19 protein-coding genes are annotated in these 18,639 nt (G+C 65.8%); 18 read left to right on the plus strand and 1 reads right to left on the minus strand.

The window, feature by feature from the left end:
* The 12 genes from QMA10_RS10845 to QMA10_RS10900 all read left to right on the plus strand — a co-directional run bounded on the left by QMA10_RS10845 (window position 1) and on the right by QMA10_RS10900 (window position 11,120).
* On the plus strand, window positions 1–546 hold the full coding sequence (locus QMA10_RS10845) for a flavin reductase family protein (RefSeq protein ID WP_290168270.1): 546 nt from the start codon (window positions 1–3) through the stop codon (window positions 544–546).
* 215 nt (window positions 547–761) lie between these two features.
* The gene (locus tag QMA10_RS10850) at window positions 762–1,100 is read left to right on the plus strand and encodes a hypothetical protein (protein ID WP_290168273.1); all 339 of its coding nucleotides are present in this window, start codon (window positions 762–764) and stop codon (window positions 1,098–1,100) included.
* Window positions 1,101–1,246: 146 nt separating this feature from the next.
* The gene (locus QMA10_RS10855) at window positions 1,247–1,732 is read left to right on the plus strand and encodes a hypothetical protein (protein WP_290168275.1); all 486 of its coding nucleotides are present in this window, start codon (window positions 1,247–1,249) and stop codon (window positions 1,730–1,732) included.
* Entirely contained in the window at window positions 1,729–2,775 is a 1,047-nt protein-coding gene (locus tag QMA10_RS10860) for a hypothetical protein (RefSeq protein ID WP_290168276.1), read from the plus strand. The genes QMA10_RS10855 and QMA10_RS10860 overlap by 4 nt, the downstream gene beginning before the upstream one ends.
* The gene (locus QMA10_RS10865) at window positions 2,762–4,204 is read left to right on the plus strand and encodes a V-type ATPase 116kDa subunit family protein (RefSeq protein ID WP_290168277.1); all 1,443 of its coding nucleotides are present in this window, start codon (window positions 2,762–2,764) and stop codon (window positions 4,202–4,204) included. The genes QMA10_RS10860 and QMA10_RS10865 overlap by 14 nt, the downstream gene beginning before the upstream one ends.
* Window positions 4,201–4,659, plus strand: a complete 459-nt coding sequence (locus QMA10_RS10870) for an ATP synthase subunit C (protein WP_290168278.1) — start codon at window positions 4,201–4,203, stop codon at window positions 4,657–4,659. The genes QMA10_RS10865 and QMA10_RS10870 overlap by 4 nt, the downstream gene beginning before the upstream one ends.
* A complete protein-coding gene (locus QMA10_RS10875; protein ID WP_290168281.1) occupies window positions 4,656–4,883 on the plus strand; it encodes a hypothetical protein in 228 nt (75 codons plus the stop codon). The genes QMA10_RS10870 and QMA10_RS10875 overlap by 4 nt, the downstream gene beginning before the upstream one ends.
* Window positions 4,883–5,410: a hypothetical protein gene (locus tag QMA10_RS10880; protein WP_290168284.1), complete on the plus strand. Its 528-nt coding sequence runs from the start codon at window positions 4,883–4,885 to the stop codon at window positions 5,408–5,410. Before QMA10_RS10875 ends, QMA10_RS10880 begins: the two co-directional genes overlap by 1 nt.
* Window positions 5,395–7,230 (plus strand): V-type ATP synthase subunit A, encoded by a 1,836-nt coding sequence (locus QMA10_RS10885; protein ID WP_290168286.1) that lies wholly within the window; start codon window positions 5,395–5,397, stop codon window positions 7,228–7,230. Before QMA10_RS10880 ends, QMA10_RS10885 begins: the two co-directional genes overlap by 16 nt.
* Window positions 7,217–8,698, plus strand: a complete 1,482-nt coding sequence (locus tag QMA10_RS10890) for a V-type ATP synthase subunit B (protein ID WP_290168288.1) — start codon at window positions 7,217–7,219, stop codon at window positions 8,696–8,698. The genes QMA10_RS10885 and QMA10_RS10890 overlap by 14 nt, the downstream gene beginning before the upstream one ends.
* Before the next feature lie 7 nt (window positions 8,699–8,705).
* Window positions 8,706–9,305 carry a V-type ATP synthase subunit D gene (locus QMA10_RS10895; RefSeq protein WP_290168290.1) on the plus strand — a complete coding sequence of 200 codons (600 nt, stop codon included), beginning with the start codon at window positions 8,706–8,708 and terminating at the stop codon, window positions 9,303–9,305.
* A 468-nt stretch (window positions 9,306–9,773) separates the two neighbouring features.
* The gene (locus QMA10_RS10900) at window positions 9,774–11,120 is read left to right on the plus strand and encodes a M14 family zinc carboxypeptidase (protein ID WP_290168291.1); all 1,347 of its coding nucleotides are present in this window, start codon (window positions 9,774–9,776) and stop codon (window positions 11,118–11,120) included.
* Window positions 11,121–11,268: 148 nt separating this feature from the next.
* Here QMA10_RS10900 and QMA10_RS10905 read toward each other — a convergent pair whose 3' ends face one another.
* Complete coding sequence (locus QMA10_RS10905; protein WP_290168293.1) at window positions 11,269–12,435, minus strand: acetyl-CoA C-acetyltransferase; 1,167 nt, start codon at window positions 12,433–12,435, stop codon at window positions 11,269–11,271.
* A gap of 314 nt (window positions 12,436–12,749) precedes the next feature.
* Between QMA10_RS10905 and QMA10_RS10910 the strand changes: the two genes are divergently transcribed.
* The 6 genes from QMA10_RS10910 (at window position 12,750) to QMA10_RS10935 (ending at window position 18,554) form a co-directional block, all read left to right on the plus strand.
* Window positions 12,750–14,330 (plus strand): peptide chain release factor 3, encoded by a 1,581-nt coding sequence (locus tag QMA10_RS10910; protein WP_290168378.1) that lies wholly within the window; start codon window positions 12,750–12,752, stop codon window positions 14,328–14,330.
* Between the two features lie 100 nt (window positions 14,331–14,430).
* Entirely contained in the window at window positions 14,431–14,751 is a 321-nt protein-coding gene (locus tag QMA10_RS10915) for a hypothetical protein (RefSeq protein WP_290168295.1), read from the plus strand.
* A gap of 181 nt (window positions 14,752–14,932) precedes the next feature.
* Window positions 14,933–16,324 (plus strand): DUF6421 family protein, encoded by a 1,392-nt coding sequence (locus tag QMA10_RS10920; RefSeq protein WP_290168296.1) that lies wholly within the window; start codon window positions 14,933–14,935, stop codon window positions 16,322–16,324.
* Complete coding sequence (locus QMA10_RS10925; RefSeq protein ID WP_290168297.1) at window positions 16,325–17,098, plus strand: SDR family NAD(P)-dependent oxidoreductase; 774 nt, start codon at window positions 16,325–16,327, stop codon at window positions 17,096–17,098.
* 61 nt (window positions 17,099–17,159) lie between these two features.
* Complete coding sequence (locus tag QMA10_RS10930; RefSeq protein WP_290168298.1) at window positions 17,160–18,251, plus strand: low specificity L-threonine aldolase; 1,092 nt, start codon at window positions 17,160–17,162, stop codon at window positions 18,249–18,251.
* Window positions 18,252–18,383: 132 nt separating this feature from the next.
* Window positions 18,384–18,554, plus strand: coding sequence for a hypothetical protein (locus QMA10_RS10935; RefSeq protein ID WP_290168300.1), 171 nt, complete (start codon window positions 18,384–18,386; stop codon window positions 18,552–18,554).
* The last annotated feature ends 85 nt before the right edge of the window (window positions 18,555–18,639 follow it).

An 18,639-nucleotide genomic window follows, 5' to 3' on the forward strand; every position in this document is an offset into this window, starting at 1 on the left:
GTGGAACACGGCGTCTTTCCGGGAGAGCTGGTTCCTTCTCCGGAAGTCACCGATGAGGCGATCGACAGCTACCGGCTGCTTAGCGCCGATATTGCTTCCGGGGTGGCTGTTGTCTCCACCCGGCTGCGCGGCCGTGACTACGCGGCAACGGTCAGCGGGTTCCTTTCGGTTTCCTACGATCCGCCCACACTGCTGGTGAGTTTATACGCCGACTCCCGAATCGCCGAGGCCGTACTGGACAGCGGCACCTGGGCGCTGAGCCTGCTCTCCGCCCGCCAGCGCGGCACCGCCAACTGGCTGGCCAGCCCCGGATCCCCGCTGGAGGGACTGCTCAGCCAGGTTGACTACGGTCGCGGTCCCGCCACCGGAGCCGCCGTCATCGAAGGCTGCATCGCCTGGTTTGAGGTGCGTACCACGCAGGTGACGGCGGCGGCCACCCATCAGTTGGTGGTGGGCGAAGTGCTGGCAATGGGGCGGCGTGCAACAGCTGGCGACGAGGCCGATCCGCTGGTGCACTTCGCGTCCGCCTACGGCCGGCTCGCCTGATTCGAACAGCATTCCGCTGAAGGAACCCAAGAACCAGTATCAGAGAGGCCCGGACGCTTTACTCCTTGGCGTCCGGGCCTTTTGCGTGTCTCCCCCGGACCCCGAAGGGTTGACCATTGTCTCGCCGCAGCCCCAACCGTAACCTCGAAGGACAGGGCACACTACGCGAACCGCGCCGATTCCGGGGCGCAACGGGGCCGCACCAGGAGACGAGCATGGGCACAGAGCAGTATCACGAGCCGCCATCGGAACTTCCCGCTGAAACCAGGACCTTCGCGCGGATGTGCGCCAGCCTGAGCGAAGAGGCTGAAGCTATCGGTTGGTACGTCCAGCGGATGGCCGTTGAGCCCGACGCCGAGTCCCGGGCCATCATGCACGATTCCCTCGGCGAGGAGTTCAAGCACTTCAGCATGGAGTTGGAGTTCCTGTTGCGCCGGACGCCGTTATGGCGGGAAATTGCACGGGGAATCCTCTTTACCGACGGAGACATTGTGCAGCACGGCGAGGCCTCCGAAGCCGAAGCCACCGGAGACGACGACGCTTCCGGCGGTTGAGCGAAACCAGCCGCCGCCCGGTTCTGTTACTGCGGCCCGCTGCTGGCAGGCACGGCCCACTGCGCAGGACACGATTCAGCGGGACGCGGTTTAGCAGGACACGGTTTAGCAGCACACGGCACAACTGCTTCCCAGGAGGTGCATCAATGGCACGCAACAGTTTGCTCGACCGGTTCCGGCCTGTGGGCGCGCCCGGACCCGCCGGCCCTTCAGGAGTGCCTGCGACGGATGACCAGGGTCCGGAAGCTGAACTTGTTCCGGTGTTTGAGGCTCTCGATCCAACCATCCGCGACGGCAGAATGCTGGTTGACGACGCGGCAGCGCGGGCAGCGGACGCCGTTTCCCAGGCCCGGACCAGGGCGGCAGCCATGGTTGAACAAGCCCGGATGGACAGCGGCGCAGTGCGGGCCAACGCCGCCGCCGAAGTCTCCCGGGAGGCCGAAACCGCGGACAAGAACATGCTGCGCCAAGCCGATGAAGAGGCGGCGGAGCTGAAGCGCAGAGGTGAGTCCCGGCTACCGCAGCTGGCTGCTGCCATTGTGGCGGACCTGGTGAGTGATCTGCTCGGCTCAAGCCCGGAGCAGGACGAAGGTCCTGATGACAGGCAGCGCGGAAAAGATGAAGGCGCATGAGGTCCGACTGGGTCGCGGCCTCAGTTCGTGCGCGGTCCATGGCACAGCGTCGTGTCGGCGCGGGAACCTGCCGCGGAATCGCCGGATCACATAATCTGCGGACAGCGCTGGACCGGCTTGCCGACAGCGCATATGCCGATGAAGTGGAATCCGCCCGGACACTCGCTGCGGCTCAGCGTGCCACCCGCAGGACAGTGTTATGGCAGCTGAGAGTTCTGGCCGGCTGGCTCCCGGCGTCAGGCGCACGGCTGGTTCGCTCAGCAGCCGCTGCGTTCGAAGCGGACAACATCCTGTCCCTGGATCTGCAGCTGCGCCGGGAACAGGCGGCGCAGGCAGCTCAACCAGCTCAACCAGTGCAGACAGTGCCGACAGTGCAGCAGGTGCAGACCCCCCGGGACAGAGCGGATTCAAACCCCGGACCAGACCCAAACCCGGGTTCCGTCTCGGGCGGGGACCAACAGCCGTTTGAGCTCGGCGGACTGGCAACAGCGTGGCCGCGGCTCCGGACGGCCGCCAGCGCCGACGAGCTGCGGTCCGCCCTGGCTTCCTCGCCCTGGGGCGATCCGGGACCGGACGCCGCGCTCTCGGACGTGCTCACGGTGGTGTGGCTGCGCCGGCTCGCCAATGGGGCTCCGACGGCACGTTCCTGGGCTGCTTCAACGGGTGCCCTGCTCTCTGCCCGCTTGGTCTTTGTTGACGGGTCCGCTCCCGGTGAGCGGTTGTTGTCACTGCTGCGGCCGCTGATCGGAACCGGCTGGGTGGGTGCCGATTCCCCTGACACCCTGCGGGCCGCCCTTCCCCCGGGGACGGCGCAGGTGCTGAACGGACTGCAGATTCCCACCGAACTGTGGCGTGCCGAAGCCATGCTCGCAGCGCGGGTGGAAATGGACGGGTTCCGTCTGCTGCGGGCCGGTTTGCCCGGACCGGACGTTGTCTTGGGCGCCATGGCGGTATTGGCTGTGGACGCCTGGCGGGTGAGGGCAGCTCTTGCTGCCGCTGCAGTGAACGCAGGAAGCAGCGAGGTGCTCGATGCCGTGGCGTGAAACCCTGAGTCCGGTGCGGATGGAGCGGGTGGCCCTGGTTGCCCCGCTGGAGGCCCGGCACGAAATGCTGACGGAAGTGGCCCGCAGCGACGCCGTTGAGTTGGAGCTGCCGTATGAGCCGGGAACCGGACCGGAGGAGTTCGACCGGGCCGCGGAGGCCTCCGTCGTCCACGGTCCGGTGGCAGCACTGGTGGGCTGGTCGCCGTCGCGGGCACTGCCTGACCTTCAGGCGGCGCTGGAACCGCACGGAGCTTCCGCCGTCGTCATTCGGCGTCCGCGCGGGGTGGAGCCTCCCACGCTGCTGACCGGCGACGAACCGCGCCGCCAGCAGGTACCGGCGCTGTCCCGCCTTTTGGTGGACACCTACACCACTGTTCCGTATGCAGATCTGGATCCGGCGCGGATTGCCGGGGTGGCCTACGTGGTCATGTTCGGCATGATGTTCGGGGACGCCGGCCAGGGCGCGCTGCTGGCCATCGCCGGGCTGCTCATCCGGTTCCTGAAAGTTCCCTGGCTGGAAAGGTTCCGCCGGACCTGGCTCTTCATCACCGGTGCCGGCGTGGCCGCGGTGTTCTTTGGGTTCCTTTACGGGGAGTTTTTCGGGCCCACCGGCGTGATCCCGGTGCTGTGGCTGGAACCGCTGGAGGAGCCGATTCCGCTCCTGGTCGCCGCCGTGGTCCTGGGGGCGGTCCTGCTGGCCGGTTCCTACACTCTGGGCACCATCAACAGGGTCCGTGAGGGCGGCTGGGGCTATGCCCTGTACGCACGGTCCGGACTGGCGGGAGCCCTGCTGTTCGCTGCCGTTGGGCTGGTGGCCTGGGGCCTGCTTGCGTCCAGTACCGTCATTCTCGTGATCGCCGCATTGGCGGCCCTGATTGCGCTGGTGCTGATGTTCATTGGCCTGTTTACCGAATCCGGCGGTGGAGCGACCGGCGGGTTGCAGGCCAGCGTGGAACTGGTGGACAGCGTGGTCCAGTTGGGTTCCAACCTGGTCTCCTTCGCCCGGTTGGCGGCCTTCGGCCTTACCCACGCCGCCCTCATGATGGTGGTGTGGCAGGCCACCTCCGCCCTGTGGGCTCCGGACTGGCGGGCCGTTTTGGCCATCCTGGTTTTCCTCATCGGCAACGCCCTCACCTTTGCCCTCGAGGGACTGGTGGCAGGCATCCAGGCCCTGCGGTTGGAGTATTACGAACTGTTCTCCCGCGTATTCCAGGACGAAGGACGGCGCTTCCGGCCCTGGAATCCCTTTGCCGGCGGGTCTTCCGCCGCCGGCAAAGCGTCCGGCGGCGGTAAAGCATCCGGCCGCGGTAAAGCATCCGGCCGCGGTAAAGCTGCCGGCACCGGGCCCGAACCCTCTGAGCACCACGGCGCCAGTGCACAACCCGGTCCCCTCCACTCATCTGCATCAGTTGAAAGGCATCACCCATGAGCCCCTGGTTTGCCGGCCTTCCGCTGGTCCTTATCCTCGCTGTCCTGCTCGCCGTCGGCGCAGTGGCACTGATGCGCCGCAACCGACGCACCGGCATCAAGGCACTTCTTGGCCTCAACGCCCTGCTGATGGCCGGAGCGCTGGCCCTGTTTGCGGCGGCACTGAACGCTGCACCCGCCACTGCCGGGGTGGGCGGCGGCTCTGCCTCCACCGCCGTCGCCATGGCGACGGAGGGAAGCGACAGCAGCGGCGCCGCCCTGATCGGCGCCGCGATCGCCGTCGCCGGCTCTTCGATTGGTGCCGCCATCGCCGTTGCCTACACCGGGTCAGCGGCACTGGCTGCCATGAGTGAACGGCCCGAGATTTTTGGCCGGGCCATGGTGGTGGTGGGCCTTGCCGAAGGCATCGCCATTTACGGGCTGATCATCTCGATCATCCTGATCGGGCAGGCATGAACGACGCCGGCACAGTGGCCGCGCTTGGTGAGCCGGCGCTGCTTCAGGGTTTCCGGCTCGCCGGTGCCGCCCTTTATCCGGCCACCGGTGCCGCGCAGGTCAAGGCTGCCTGGTCCGGCCTGCCCGACACCGTTTCCGCCGTGATCCTCACTCCGGACGCCGCAAAAATACTCAGCGGGGAGATCAATGCCCCCACGTCTCCCCTCACCGCGGTGATGCCCTGATGAGCAAGCTGCCCTCCGGATCCGAAGCCTCCCTTGAGTCTGTCCGTTATGCCCTGAGGCGCCGGGCAGACACGGAAGCAGGGCGTCTGGCAGAAGATGCCCGGGCCCAGTCCGAGTCCATCCTCGCCGCCGCGGGCGCCGAAGCGGAGGAGATCCGGAAAACGGCCGAGCGGCAGGGCCGCGAAGCTGCCCGCACGGAGGCTGCCGGCCGGTCCGCACGCATCCGCAGGCAGGCACGGCGCACCGTCCTGGCCCAGCAGGAGGCCCTCCGCGCCGAACTGATCCAACAGGTTCAGCACCAGGCACAGGAGCTCCGCAGTGATCCCCGCTATCCCCGGATGCTGCGTATCCTCACCGAACGGGCGGACAGCATTCTGGGGCCCATGGCGTCGGTGACGGAGAGCTACAAGGGCGGGGTGAACGCCACGGCAGGGTCCAGGCACCTGGATTTCTCGCTGCCCGCGCTGGCCGAGCAGGCACTGGCGAACCGTGCCGGCGAGGTGCCCCTGCTATGGGCCGCCGAGTGAGCGCCGCCGGCACCGGTTCCGGGCCTGAAGCAGGAACCATCACCCGGGTCAGCGGACCCCTGGTGGAAATCACCGGCCTGCACGGACTGTCCATGCTGGAAATCGTGGCCATCGGCCCGGAACGGATCTCCGCCCAGGTAGTGGCGATCAACGGAGAAAACGCCACCCTCCAGGCCTACGAATACACCGGCGGCCTGAAGTCCGGAGACCGCGCGGAACGCTCCGGCCACCAGCTTTCCGGCCTGCTGGGCCCCGGGCTGCTGGGAACAGTCTTCGACGGGCTGCTGCGTCCCCTTTCCTCCGCTCCCCTGTGGCTGACCCAGGACCGGCAGGCCTCCGCGGAAGATCCGGCGGTGCTGGAAACCGAGTGGGGATTCACCCCTTCGGTGAAGGTCGGCGACACGGTGCAGCCCGGGCAGGTCATCGGCACGGTTCCGGAAGCGGGCACCGTGGAATTCCGTGTCATGGTGCCGCCCGCCGTGGCCGGCGTCGTCCAATGGCTCGCCGACGGTCCTGTCCATCCGCTGGACCCGGTGGCACGCGTGGACGGCGTTGAAGTGCCGCTTGCCCAGCAGTGGCCTGTGCATACCGCGAGGCCCTTCGGCGAGCGCCTGACCGAGGCACTGCCCCTGCACACGGGACAGCGGGTCCTGGATCTGCTCTTCCCCCTCCCCCGCGGCTCGGCGGCCGCCGTCCCGGGAGGCTTCGGCACGGGCAAGACCCTCACCCTGCAGCAGATCGCCAAGTGGTCCGACGCCGACGTCATTGTCTATGTGGGCTGCGGCGAGCGCGGCAATGAAATGGCCGATGTGCTGGACGGCCTCTCCGATCTGGAGGATCCCCGGACCGGAGGAAAACTGATCGACCGCACCGTGATCATTGCCAATACCTCCAACATGCCCATGATGGCCAGGGAGGCTTCCATCGCCAGCGGAGTCACCGTCGCGGAGTTCTTCCGCGACATGGGGTATGACGCCGTCGTCATTGCGGACTCCACCTCACGGTGGGCCGAGGCCCTGCGTGAGTTCGCCAACCGCAACGGCGATCTCCCGGCTGAGGAAGGCTATCCGGCCTCACTGGCCAGTGAACTGTCCGCCTTCTACGAACGCGCGGCCCGCGTCCGCACCCTTGGCGGTGCAACGGCGTCGGTCACCGTCATTGGAGCTGTGTCCCCTCCCGGCGGAGACATGAGCGAACCGGTAACCACGGATACCCAGCGCTTTGTCCGCTCGCTCTGGGTGCTGGACCGCGAGCTCGCCTACTCCCGGCACTATCCTGCGGTCAGCTGGCGCGGTTCCTTCTCCCGTGACGCGGAGGCCCTGGCCCGCTGGCACTCCGCCAACGGGGATCCGTTGTGGGCCCGGCGCCGGGCTTCGGCCACTCTGCTGCTCTCCGAAGCGGACCGGCTGACTGCCCTGGCCGAGATCATCGGCACCTCCTCGCTGCCCGGGCATGAACAGATGGTGCTGCTGGGCGGGCGGTTGGTGCGCGACGGCGTCCTGCTCCAGAACGCGCTCAGTCCCAATGACGGCTACTCCTCGGCGGAGAAGGGTTCTGCCCTGCTGCAGATTGTGCTGGACGTGGTTGATGCCTGCCAGGCGCTGGTGGCGCGCGGAGTGCCGGCCGCCGACGTCGAACGCGTGGATTTCACCCCTATTCTCCGGCTGCGGGAGAACACCGGCCCCACCGACGCCGACGGAGTGTGGGCGCAGGGCCGCGGATTCTTGGCCCGGCTGCAGCAAATGGACGGAACCGGGCCTGACCGTCCGGACCACGGCAGAGCCACGGAATCTTCAGGAGGCATCGATGGCGGCACATGACGGCACACAGAACCCGGTGCTTCCCGGCGTGCCCGTTCCTGATCCCGCAGGTTCCCGCAGTGAGCCGGCTTTATCCGTCCCCCGTGTCGGCTACAGCGACGTGCGTGAGCTGCGCGGGCCGCTGCTGGTGCTGGGCGACGCCGACGGCGTTGGCTGGGATGAGTTCGCGACCGTGGCCGTCGCGGGACAGCCGGAGCGGCATGGCCTGGTGCTCGAGGTGGACGGGGATGAAACCACCCTGCAGGTGTTTGAAGGAACCGAGGGCTTGTCGCTGGGCGGCATAGAGGTCCGTTTCTCGGGGCGCCCGCTGGCAGTTCCCTCGGGCCCCGGCTGGCTGGGCCGGGTCTGCAACGGGCGCGGCGAGCCGCTTGACGGCGGCCCTCCAGTGACGGGCGGAGCGCCGACGCCGGTGGGCGGCTGGCCGTTGAACCCCGTCTACCGAGAACCCCCTCAAGACCCCGTGCTGACGGGCATCTCCGCCATCGATGCCCTCACCACGCTGGTCCGTGGCCAGAAGCTGCCGATCTTCTCGGTCCCCGGTCTGCCCCACCTCACCCTCGCAACCCAAATTGCCGCCCAGGCCACCACCTCCTCCGGCCGGGCCTTCCGGGTGGTGTTTGCGGCCATGGGCATGACGCACGCCGACATTGCCTACATCCGGGACAGACTCGAAGAGCGCTCGGCCGCCGGCGAACTGGTGCTGTTGCTTAACGCCGCCGATGATCCGGTGATCGAACGCATCCTCACGCCCCGCATTGCCCTGACGGTGGCCGAGTCCCTCGCCTATGACCACGGTTCCGATGTCCTGGTGGTCATGTCGGATATGACCAGCTACGCCGAGGCAGTCCGCGAAGTTTCCGCCGCCCGGCGGGAGATCCCGGCCCGCCGCGGCTATCCCGGCTACCTGTACAGCGATCTGGCAACTCTCTATGAGCGCTGCGGCCGGGTGCAGGGCAGGGAGGGCTCCGTGACCATTGTGCCGGTCCTGACCATGCCGGCCGGAGACATCACCCATCCCGTCCCCGACCTCACCGGATACATCACCGAAGGGCAGGTGGTCCTGGATCCGGACATCGATGCGCGGGGTATTTACCCGCCCGTGGATGAACTGTCCTCGCTGTCCCGGCTGATGCGCAGCGGTGCGGGCAAGGGCCGCACCCGTGAGGATCATCTTGACGTGGCCGCCCAGATTCTCTCGGCCATGGCCCGCGCGCGGTCCGCCGCGGAACTGGCCGAACTGGTGGGAACGGCAGCCCTCAGCGAGACCGATAACGCCTACATAGAGTTCCGCGATGTGGTGGAGCATGACCTGCTCAACCAGGGCAGGGACGAGCTGCGGACCTTCGAACAAACCATGACGCGTGCCTGGCAGGCACTGTCACTGCTGCCCCGGCGTGAGCTGAACATGCTGTCCGCCGAGTTCCTGGACAAGTATCTGCCGGGTCCTGTGGGCGGTGCACGGCTGTGAGCGGGATATGAGCGGGTTCCGCAGCACCGGCAGCCGTGCCGACAGGGCCGATGTTGAGCGCCGTCTGGCAACCGCCACCCGGGGTGCCGAACTGCTGGACCGCAAACAGCGCATTCTCCGGCTCGCTATCGACGGGCTGCAGGAGGAGGCGGATGCCGCCCGCCTCGCGTGGCAGGAACAGGCCCGCCGGGCTGCCGTGTGGCTGCAGCGTGCCGCCGGATTGGACGGTGATGACCGGATCATTGAGTCAGCACCGGATGACCCCGCCCGGGTGACGGTTCAGTGGGGCGGGAGCATGGGCATCTCTTATCCGCAGGGTGCCGAGTGTCTGCTCCCCGTTCCGCCCCCGACCGGCGGGAGTTCGGCTCTGGCTTATGCCGCCGCAGCGCACCGGGAAGCCCTGCAATCCGCAGTCACTGCGGCGAGCACCGAGCGGGCTCTGCTCCTGGTGTCCCGGGAACTGCTCGCCACCCGCACCCGGCAGCGTGCCGTCGAGAACCGCTGGATTCCCCGGCTGCAGGATCAGCTCACAGAGATTGGACGGCGAATCGCCGAACAGGAGTTGGAGGAAAGCCTGCGGCTGCGTTGGTCTGCCGGGCTGGTCTGAGTCGCGTTCCTCAATGAACTGATTTGTCTCCGCCCAGTGGACAACGGGGCCGCCGCCGTTTCATCTGGCGTTCGGAACCACGTTCAACCCCTAGGAACTGCCCTCCTGCGCGGTCGGCGCGGCCGCCGCTTGGCGTGCCGATTCGGAGTGCCGTGCATTGCAGACAAAAAATTGGCGGGTAAGGTGTTCGGATTTCCGGCTCCAAATCGGAACAGTAATCCTCAACACCCTCCGGAGCCATGTTAAACCTCTGAATCCGTCTTTTAGTTGGCGATCCGGAAAAACCGCCCCGGCACTATGGCAGGTTGATCGCATCGCATGGCGCGGTGCACTCACCGTTTGCGAATGCGATGGCATCAATCGCAAAGGGGAAATCGTATGCATTTCAGACGCTCAGCGATATTAATTTGCATTACCTCAATAACAGGCGCCCTGCTGACCTCCGGTCACGCACCGGTGACATCTGCGGTGCCACGAACCGTAGCCGGTGTGTCCTCGCTGTCGGATACATCCGCAGAGGAGCTGAAGAGGGCGTTGGAGGAAGCGCCCACGAGTCTGAAGGACTCCTCGGTCCGGGCAACAGCTGGGAAGGCCCGGGACCTCAGGACGCCGTTCGAGATCAGTAACGGCGCTGCGTGGACGTCCGTGGCTGAGGCACGCAGATTCAACCAGCGGCTCGATGAGAGCAGTCCGCGGGTCAAGGTGGAACGGATCGGAACCTCGGGAGCCAAACAGCCGATTCAAATGCTCTCGGTCGGATATCCGGAGCCCAAACCCGTTTCCGAGGCTGCCAGAGGATCAGTGATTCTCTTTAACTGCTCCATTCACGGCGATGAGCCTTCCGGCCGAGAAGGATGCATGCAGCTGGCACGGGACATGTCCACTACAACAAATCCGTCCTGGATCCGCCTGCTGAAGGAGACAACGGTGCTGTTCACCACTATTAATCCTGATGGGTGGCAGGCTGACACCCGCGGGAATGCTGCCGGTATTGATATCAACCGCGATTTCCTTGCACTCGCCACACCCGAAGCCCGCGCTCTGGCCAAGGTCATGCGTGACTGGAAGCCGGATGTCCTCAATGACCTGCACGAATTCGGCCCTCGTGAGTTTTATGACGCACAGGTGTTGGCTTTGTGGCCGCGAAACCGCAACGTAGATCCGCAGATTCATGCTCTCTCCAAGACCATGGTGAATGACTACTCTCTGGCGCAGGTCGCGTCCGACGGCTACACCACGAGCATCTACGGACAACTGGTCAAAGACGGCGTTCCCTTCCAGCAGATCGCGGGCGACGGGCAGGGCAGGATCCTCCGTAACTACGCTGGCCTGCAGCACATCACGGGTCAGTTAACTGAAACCGCCGCCGATGCTGTGACCCCGGAGGAAGAAAGCGACGTGACGCTGCTCAACCGGCGCCGCGTGGTGGGTCAGTATGACAGTGCCGTGGGATCGGTATCGATGCTCATCGAGAACCGGCAGACTCTGGCGCAGGCATCAGTCGATGCCGCGAGCAAGGCTGCCCAGGCCGGCGCCGAACGTTCCGGGGTTGTGTATTTCGACGGCCAGGATGACATGGTGCCCACCACCCCTGAGGGTGCAGAGCCCCACCCGATGTGCGGTTACCAGCTCTCCGCTACTCAGTTGACGGAACTGCGGCCGGTTCTGGAGCTGCACGGTATTACGTGGAAGAGGAACAGAGACGGAGCCATTGTCACCATGGCCCAGCCGGCCAAGACTCTTATTCCGCTGATCTTTGATGCGCGTGCACCCTTCAACGTCAGCGAAGCCGCCCCGTTGGACACCTGCCCATAAAGGAGAACACATCAAGAGGATTGGTTCTCTTGGCAGGAGCACACTGGAAAGGGAGACCGTCATCGGCGATGGCGGTCTCCCTTTCCGGTGTTTCACATCCATGCCAGGCCGGGTTCGGGCGGCCCCTACTGACGCTGGGGAACGTGCCCTACAGCCGGAAGCTCTCGTCCAGGCGTTCGATGATGGTGACGTTGGCCTGGCCGCCGCCCTCACACATGGTCTGCAGCCCGTAACGGCCGCCGGTGCGCTCAAGTTCATGCAGCAGCGTGGTCATAATCCGGGCACCGGTGGCGCCAATGGGGTGCCCCAGGGAAATTCCGCCGCCGTTGACGTTCACCTTGTCCATGTCCACATCCAGTTCCCGCTGCCAGGCCAGCACCACGGACGCGAAGGCCTCGTTGATTTCCAGCAGGTCAATCTCGTCCAGGCTCATCCCTGTCCGTCCCAGTGCATGCCGGGTGGCTTCGATGGGGGCACTGAGCATCATGATGGGATCATCACCGCGGGCCGAGATGGAATGGATACGGGCACGCGGCTTGAGCCCGTAGCGGCGCACGGCGTCCTCAGAGGCCAGCAGCAGCACGGCGGCAGCATCGGAAATCTGGGATGACGTCGCAGCGGTGAGACGGCCGCCGTCGGACAGCGGTGCCAGGGACTCGATCTTGGCGCGGTTCGGTTCCCGCGGACCTTCGTCTGCGGTAATTCCGTTCAGCGGAAGGATTTCGCGGTCAAAGCGGCCCTGTGCCTGGGCTGCGAGCGCCCGGACATGGGATTCGACGGCGAAGTCCTCCATTTCCGAGCGGGTGAGGCCCCACTTGTCCACCATCATTTCGGCGCCGATGAACTGGGACACCTTCTGGTCACCGTAGCGCTCAGCCCAGCCGGCGGATCCGGTGAAGGGATCCGGGAAGCCCAGCTCGCGGGCAGCAGTGTTGGCGTACGAGATCGGGATGGAGGACATGCTCTGCACTCCGCCGGCCAGGACCAGGTCACTGGTTCCACTCATGACGGCCTGCGCCGCGTAGGACACCGCCTGCTGTCCGGAGCCGCATTGGCGCTCCACCGTGGTGCCGGGCACGCGCTCGGACAGCCCGGCAGCCAGCCAGGAGGTGCGGGCAATGTCCATGGCCTGCGGGCCCACCTGATCAATGGCACCGAGGATAACCTCGTCAAACTCTGCGGAATCGATGCCGGTGCGGCGCACCGTTTCAGCGATGACGTGGGCGGCCATGTCGGCGGGGTGGACCTTGCTCAGTCCTCCGTTGCGCCGCCCCACGGGAGTGCGGACGGCGTCGATAATGAATGCTTCAGCCATGAAGGCAGGCCTTTCGTTGAGGGGTTGTGTGTGTTTTCCACCACCCTAAGTGATGCAGGCCACGCGGACACCAATCCACCGGTATGCGTCCTGCCCCGGCGTGCCTGCACTGCCACACGACTGAGAGGCCCCGCCGTCCGGAGCGCAGGGGCCGAACGGCTAGAATGGAAAGGCTGTCATTGCCGGCAGCACTGCCGCGGGTGTTTCACCCCCTGCGGCCGCATCCCACCACACGTGAAAGCAGCGGAGTGTCCTTACAGGTTCAGCCCACCGTCAGCGCCACCAACAGCCCGGCAGGCAAAGCGACCGCGGCGATTGTCCGCGAGTCCTCCCGCCGCCGCACCTTTGCGGTGATCTCGCACCCCGACGCCGGTAAGTCCACGCTCACGGAAGCCCTGGCCCTGCATGCCCGAGTGATCGGCACGGCCGGTGCCACAAACGGCAAGGAGAACCGCCGGGAAACGGTCTCTGACTGGATGCAGATGGAAAAGGACCGCGGCATTTCCATCAGTTCCACCGCGCTGCAGTTCGCGTACCGGGACACCGTCATCAACCTGCTGGACACCCCGGGCCACGCCGACTTCTCCGAGGACACCTACCGCGTGCTGGCCGCCGTTGACTGCGCCGTCATGCTGGTGGACGCGGCCAAGGGCCTGGAGACCCAGACCATGAAGCTGTTCGAGGTCTGCCGCGCCCGCAACCTGCCGATCATCACCGTGATCAACAAGTGGGACCGTCCCGGCCTGGATCCCCTGGCCCTCATGGACGAGATCACCGAACGCACCGGACTCACCCCCATGCCCCTGACCTGGGCCGTGGGTATTGCCGGGGACTTCCGCGGCGTCTGGGACCTGCAGAAGGACGAATACGTCCACTTTGAACGGCAGAACTCCGGCGCGTCGCTGGCCAAGGAAGAACATCTCAGCCCCGAGGACGCCCTGGCCCGCGAAGGCGATGTCTGGGAGGACTCCCTGGGCGAAGCCGAGTTGGTCATCGACGGCCGCGAGTTTGACCGGGACGCCTTCCTCAACGCCAAGGCAACACCCATCCTCTTCTCCTCCGCCGCCCTGAACTTCGGCGTGAAGCAGATCCTGGACGCACTCGTGGACCTGGCGCCGGCGGCAGGACCGCGCGAAGACAAGGACGGCGGACTCCGCCCGGTTGAAGCACCGTTCTCCGGGTTCGTCTTCAAGGTCCAGGCCGGAATGAACAAGGCCCACCGCGACCACGTCGCCTTTATCCGCGTCTGCTCCGGCATCTTTGAGCGCGGCATGGTGGTGACGCACTCCAACACCGGCAAGACCTTTGCCACGAAGTACGCCCAGCATCTGTTCGGCCGTGAACGCGAAGTGATCGACCAGGCCTACCCGGGCGACGTCGTCGGCCTGGTGAACGCTTCGGCACTGCGGGTTGGCGACAGCCTGTATGTGGAGGAGCCGGTGGAGTACCCGCCCATCCCGTTCTTCTCCCCCGAGCACTTCCGCGTGGCCCGGTCCAAGGATCCCAGCCGCTACAAGCAGTTCCGCCGCGGCATCGACCAGCTCGAACACGAGGGCATCATCCAGGTGCTGCGTTCGGACCGGCGCGGAGACCAGGCGCCGGTACTGGCCGCCGTGGGCCCCATGCAGTTCGAAGTGGTGGAGGACCGCATGACGCAGGACTTCAACGCCCCCATGCGTTACGAGCAGCTCTCCTACTCCCTGGCCCGGCTCACCACCGCCGACGCAGCTGAAATCCTGTCCAACGTGCACGGGGCCGAGGTCCTGGTCCGGACGGACGGCGCCTATGTGGCGGTGTTCAATGACATCTGGGCACTGCGCCGGGTGGAAAAGAACCACCCCGAGGTTTCACTCACGGTGATTGGCACGGAGTCCCCGAACAGCCGCGGCTACTAGTGAGCGCATCAACCCGCTGATACTCCGGCTTCCCTCGACAAAACAGAAACCCGGGTATAGGTTCGCGTCAAATTGACTGAACGAGCCGGCGGGGGACGCTATGAGACAGCTGAAGAAGCTCGCGGGAAGCACCCTCCTTGCAGCGGCCTTGGCCGCTGTACTCACTGGGTGCTCCTCCGGCGGTGACCTCGCGTTCAGCAACGAGGGCCCCGACGACGTCACGGTGTCCACCGGAGACCAGGAGTTCACCGTCGAATCAGACGGCGGGGTTCACATCCTGGGTTACGGCTGCACGGAGGGGGACACCACAGTCCGGTTCCCGTCCGGTCGGGAGATTGTCCTCACCGAGCGCGTTTGCCCGGACCAGCAGATCGTGATCCGTGACGGAGCAGTGGACCTGCATGCCGCATCGGACAGCTGACTGGACCCGTGACCTGCAGCAGGAGTTACGGTCGTCACACTGAACGGCGAGCGTGAGCATAAGTAATCCTTATCTTTTCCCGGAAACAGCGTAAGCGTTAGTTTTTCGTGAGTATGCTCAACGAAATACTTCACTGCCGCTCCACTGGTTAGGGGCGGCCTCCCTCCGGAAGGTCGCAGCCATGTCTGTCTCAGCGTTTCCCTCGCTTTCCCGCCCTGCATTCCCCGCCGTTGCCGACGGTACCGCGCCGGAAAACTCCGAAGCCTGGCTGGCCCTGAAATCCGCAGCAACGGCACTGCAGCCGCTGCAGAACAAGAACGGCTCAGTGGAGGCGGAAAACCGCGCCGCTGCCGAAGAGCTCATTGCGGTCATTGCTGCCGCTGTCCAAGTGCTGGCTCCCGCCTTCGAGCACGACGCCGAATACCTGACCCTGGTGGTCAGCGACCTCGAGCGCTGGGTTGCCAACGGGTTGGGCGAACCGGACTTCCTGGACTCCCTGCTCGCGTTTTCCCCGCAGCTGGACCGCACGGACGGTCTGCAGCACCTTGTGCTGTTCCCCATGTACACGCAGAACGGCTCCACCAACCGCTACATGGAAGCCGTGCTCATCGAAGTTGTCTGGCCGGAGTTCATCGGCGAGCTGGAGGCCGGCGGGTACTCGAACAAACTCTTTGTGCCGATCCGCTTCCTGGACTTCACCCCGGGCTACGACACCAACTCAGCGGTGCTCTTCCCCGAGTCCGTGGCCGTCCGCGAAACCCCCACCTTCACCTGGGGTGCCATCTTCGCTGACCGTGAGGCAGCCCGGTTCCGCCGCGTCCTCCGGGCCGCAGCTGAGATCACCTCACTGCAGCTGCCGGAGGACGCCGCGGCGCTGCTGGATGACCAGAAACTGGCCCAGGACACCTTCGTCATGTGGGACCTGATCCACGACCGCACGCACATGCGCGGGGACCTGCCCTTTGATCCCTTCATGATCAAACAGCGCATGCCGTACTTCCTCTACTCCCTGGAGGAACTGCGCTGCGACCTGACCGCCTTCCGCGAAGCTGTGAAGATCGAAAAGGATGAGGACGCTTCCCCGGAAGCGCGCAAGCATGCCACGCTGGTGCAGTACGCGGTGATCTTTGACCGGATCTTCCGGTTCGCCATTACGGGCAGCCGGGTGCGCAACTATGACGGCCTCGGCGGGCAGCTCCTGTTCGCCTGGATGCATCAGAATCACGTCCTGCACTGGACCGACGGCAAGCTGAGCATTGACTGGGAAGACGCGGCCGACGTCGTTGTCCGCTTGGGCGCCAACATCGAGGACCTGTACTGGCGCTCCATTGACCGGCCCAAGACCGCCCACTGGCTTGCCGCCTACGATCTGGTGTCCGCCACCCTGACTCCCAACCCCGCCTCCGTGTGGGCCAAGGGTCCGGACGCGCTGCCGCTGGACGGACCGCCGCGCGGGCTGACCGACCAGGTACTGGACGACGAGTTTCCACTGTCCATGTTCTACGAAGCGCTCTCCAAGAAGATGGCCCCGGTCATCGAATCCACCTCGGGAATCACAGGAAGTACGAACTAAATGAACTCAACGCCGGCCAGCGAAACGTCCGCCCCTGACCAGTCCCTGCGGGGCCGTACCGTTTTGGTGGCCGGCGCCGCCTCGGCCTCCGGCGCCGCCGTCTGCACGGCGCTCGAGACCGCCGGAGCGAAAGTCGTGGCCGTGGGCCGGGACGGAGCCCGGCTGGAGACCGCCCTTTCTGACCTGCTTGACGCCGATCTGCGCACCTGCGACCTGTCCCGTCCGGGAGACGTGGACGCACTCGCCCAGGATCTACAGGAAATCTACGGCGGGATCGACGGGCTGATCCACCTGGTGGGCGGCTGGCGCGGCGGCGGCGGAATCACCGGGCAGAAGGAAGATGACTGGGATTTCCTGCAGACCAACATCCTGCAGACCCTGCGCAACGTCAGCCGCAGCTTCTATGACCAGTTGGCAGCCTCCGACGACGGCCGGCTCGCCATTGTCTCCTCCACCTCCGTGGACTCCCCCACCGCGGGAGGGGCCGGCTATGCCGCAGCCAAGGCCGCAGCCGAAGCCTGGGTGCAGGCTATCGCCCAGGGGTTCCGCCGGGCCCAGTCCGGCGCCGGGGACAATCCCCAGCCGCAGCACTCGGCTGCCGTCGTGTTTGTGGTCAAGGCTCTGGTGGATGACTCCATGCGTGCGGCCGAGCCGGACCGCGACTTCAGCACCTACACTGATGTGCAGACTCTGGCCGGAGCCGCCGTCGGCCTCTTTACCCGGGATGCCGCGCAGCTGAACGGGCAGCGCATCTCACTGGTGCCGCAGCCTTGAGCCCGCAGCCCGGTCCTGACCCCGGACAAAAACCGAACACCCGTAAGAGATACTGGACACTGTGACCAACATTTCCCCCCTGCATGACATATCCATCCGCGCGTTTGCCTCGGACAACTATTCCGGAGTCCATCCGGAGATCCTGGATGCGCTGACCGCTGCGAACCGGGGCCACCAGGTGGCCTACGGTGAGGACGTTTACACAGCCAAACTGCGCGAGGTCCTGTCCGCACACTTCGGCGCCCAAATGCGCGCCTTCCCGGTTTTTAACGGCACCGGCGCGAACGTCACCGCCCTGCAGTCGCTGCTGCCGCGCTGGGGTGCCGTCATCTGCGCCTCCACCGCCCACATCAACGTGGACGAGAACGGTGCACCGGAACGGATTGGCGGCATGAAGCTGCTGCAGATCCCCGCTGCGGACGGCAAACTGACGCCCGAACTGATTGATCAGGAAGCCTGGGGCTGGGGAGATGAGCACCGCGCCCAGCCGCTGGCCGTGTCCATCACGCAGTCCACGGAACTCGGCACGCTGTACACCGTTGAGGAAATCACCGCGATCGCCGAGCACTGCCACAAGCACGGTATGCTCCTGCACATGGACGGGGCCCGGCTGGGCAACGCCGCTGCGGCGCTCGGCGTGGGCATGGGTGCCATGACCACCGACGCCGGCGTGGACATCCTGTCCCTGGGCGGCACCAAGAACGGCATGATGTACGGCGAGTGCATTGTGTCACTGAATCCGGAGGCCTCCCCCGGCCTGGATTACCTGCGCAAGATGAACATGCAGCTGGCCTCCAAGATGCGTTTCATTTCCGCCCAGTTCGTCACGCTGTATGAGGACGACCTGTGGCTGCGTTCAGCATCACATGCCAACGCCATGGCCCGGCGGCTGCGGGCCGCGGTGGAGGAGATCGACGGCGTGGAGCTGACCCAGCCTACCGAGTCCAACGCTGTCTTCGCCAATCTTCCGGCCGGAGTTGCGGACCGTCTGCGCTCCTCGTTCCGGTTCTACGACTGGGACCAGGCCACGGGAGAGGTGCGCTGGATGTGCACGTTCGACACGTCCGAAGCCGATGTCGACGCATTCGCCGAGGCCATTGCCCGGGAGGTTGCCGCTGATCCCGAGGCTCCCGGAGTGTCCGCACTGAGCTAACAGCTGAGGTCCCGGAGCCGTACCTGCAGCTCCGGGACCGGAACCACCTGTCCGGTATCCCGGAAAGCGGTCCCACTTCCGCTACGGTGGGACGCAACCGTCCGCCGTTGACATCCGGAAAGAAGGACCAACATGGGCTCCATCCAGCTCTGGCACATAACACTCCTGGTCATCCTGCTTGTGGGTGCTGCAGCAACTGCGGGCCTGGTGTACTTCGTCAGGAAGAACTCCCCTGCCCGGACCGGCAGTGACGGCGGTGCGCCCCGGCAAACAACCCGGAACCCTCCCGCCGCCGGCAACTGAGGCCTAGGCTGGGCAGATAACAAAAGGGACACTTCGGCGAGCCTGCACCTTTGCCCGAGTCCTGCGCCAGTAACCTGCGAAGGTG

The organism is Arthrobacter sp. APC 3897 (genome assembly GCF_030407495.1).
GTDB lineage: Bacteria > Actinomycetota > Actinomycetes > Actinomycetales > Micrococcaceae > Arthrobacter_B.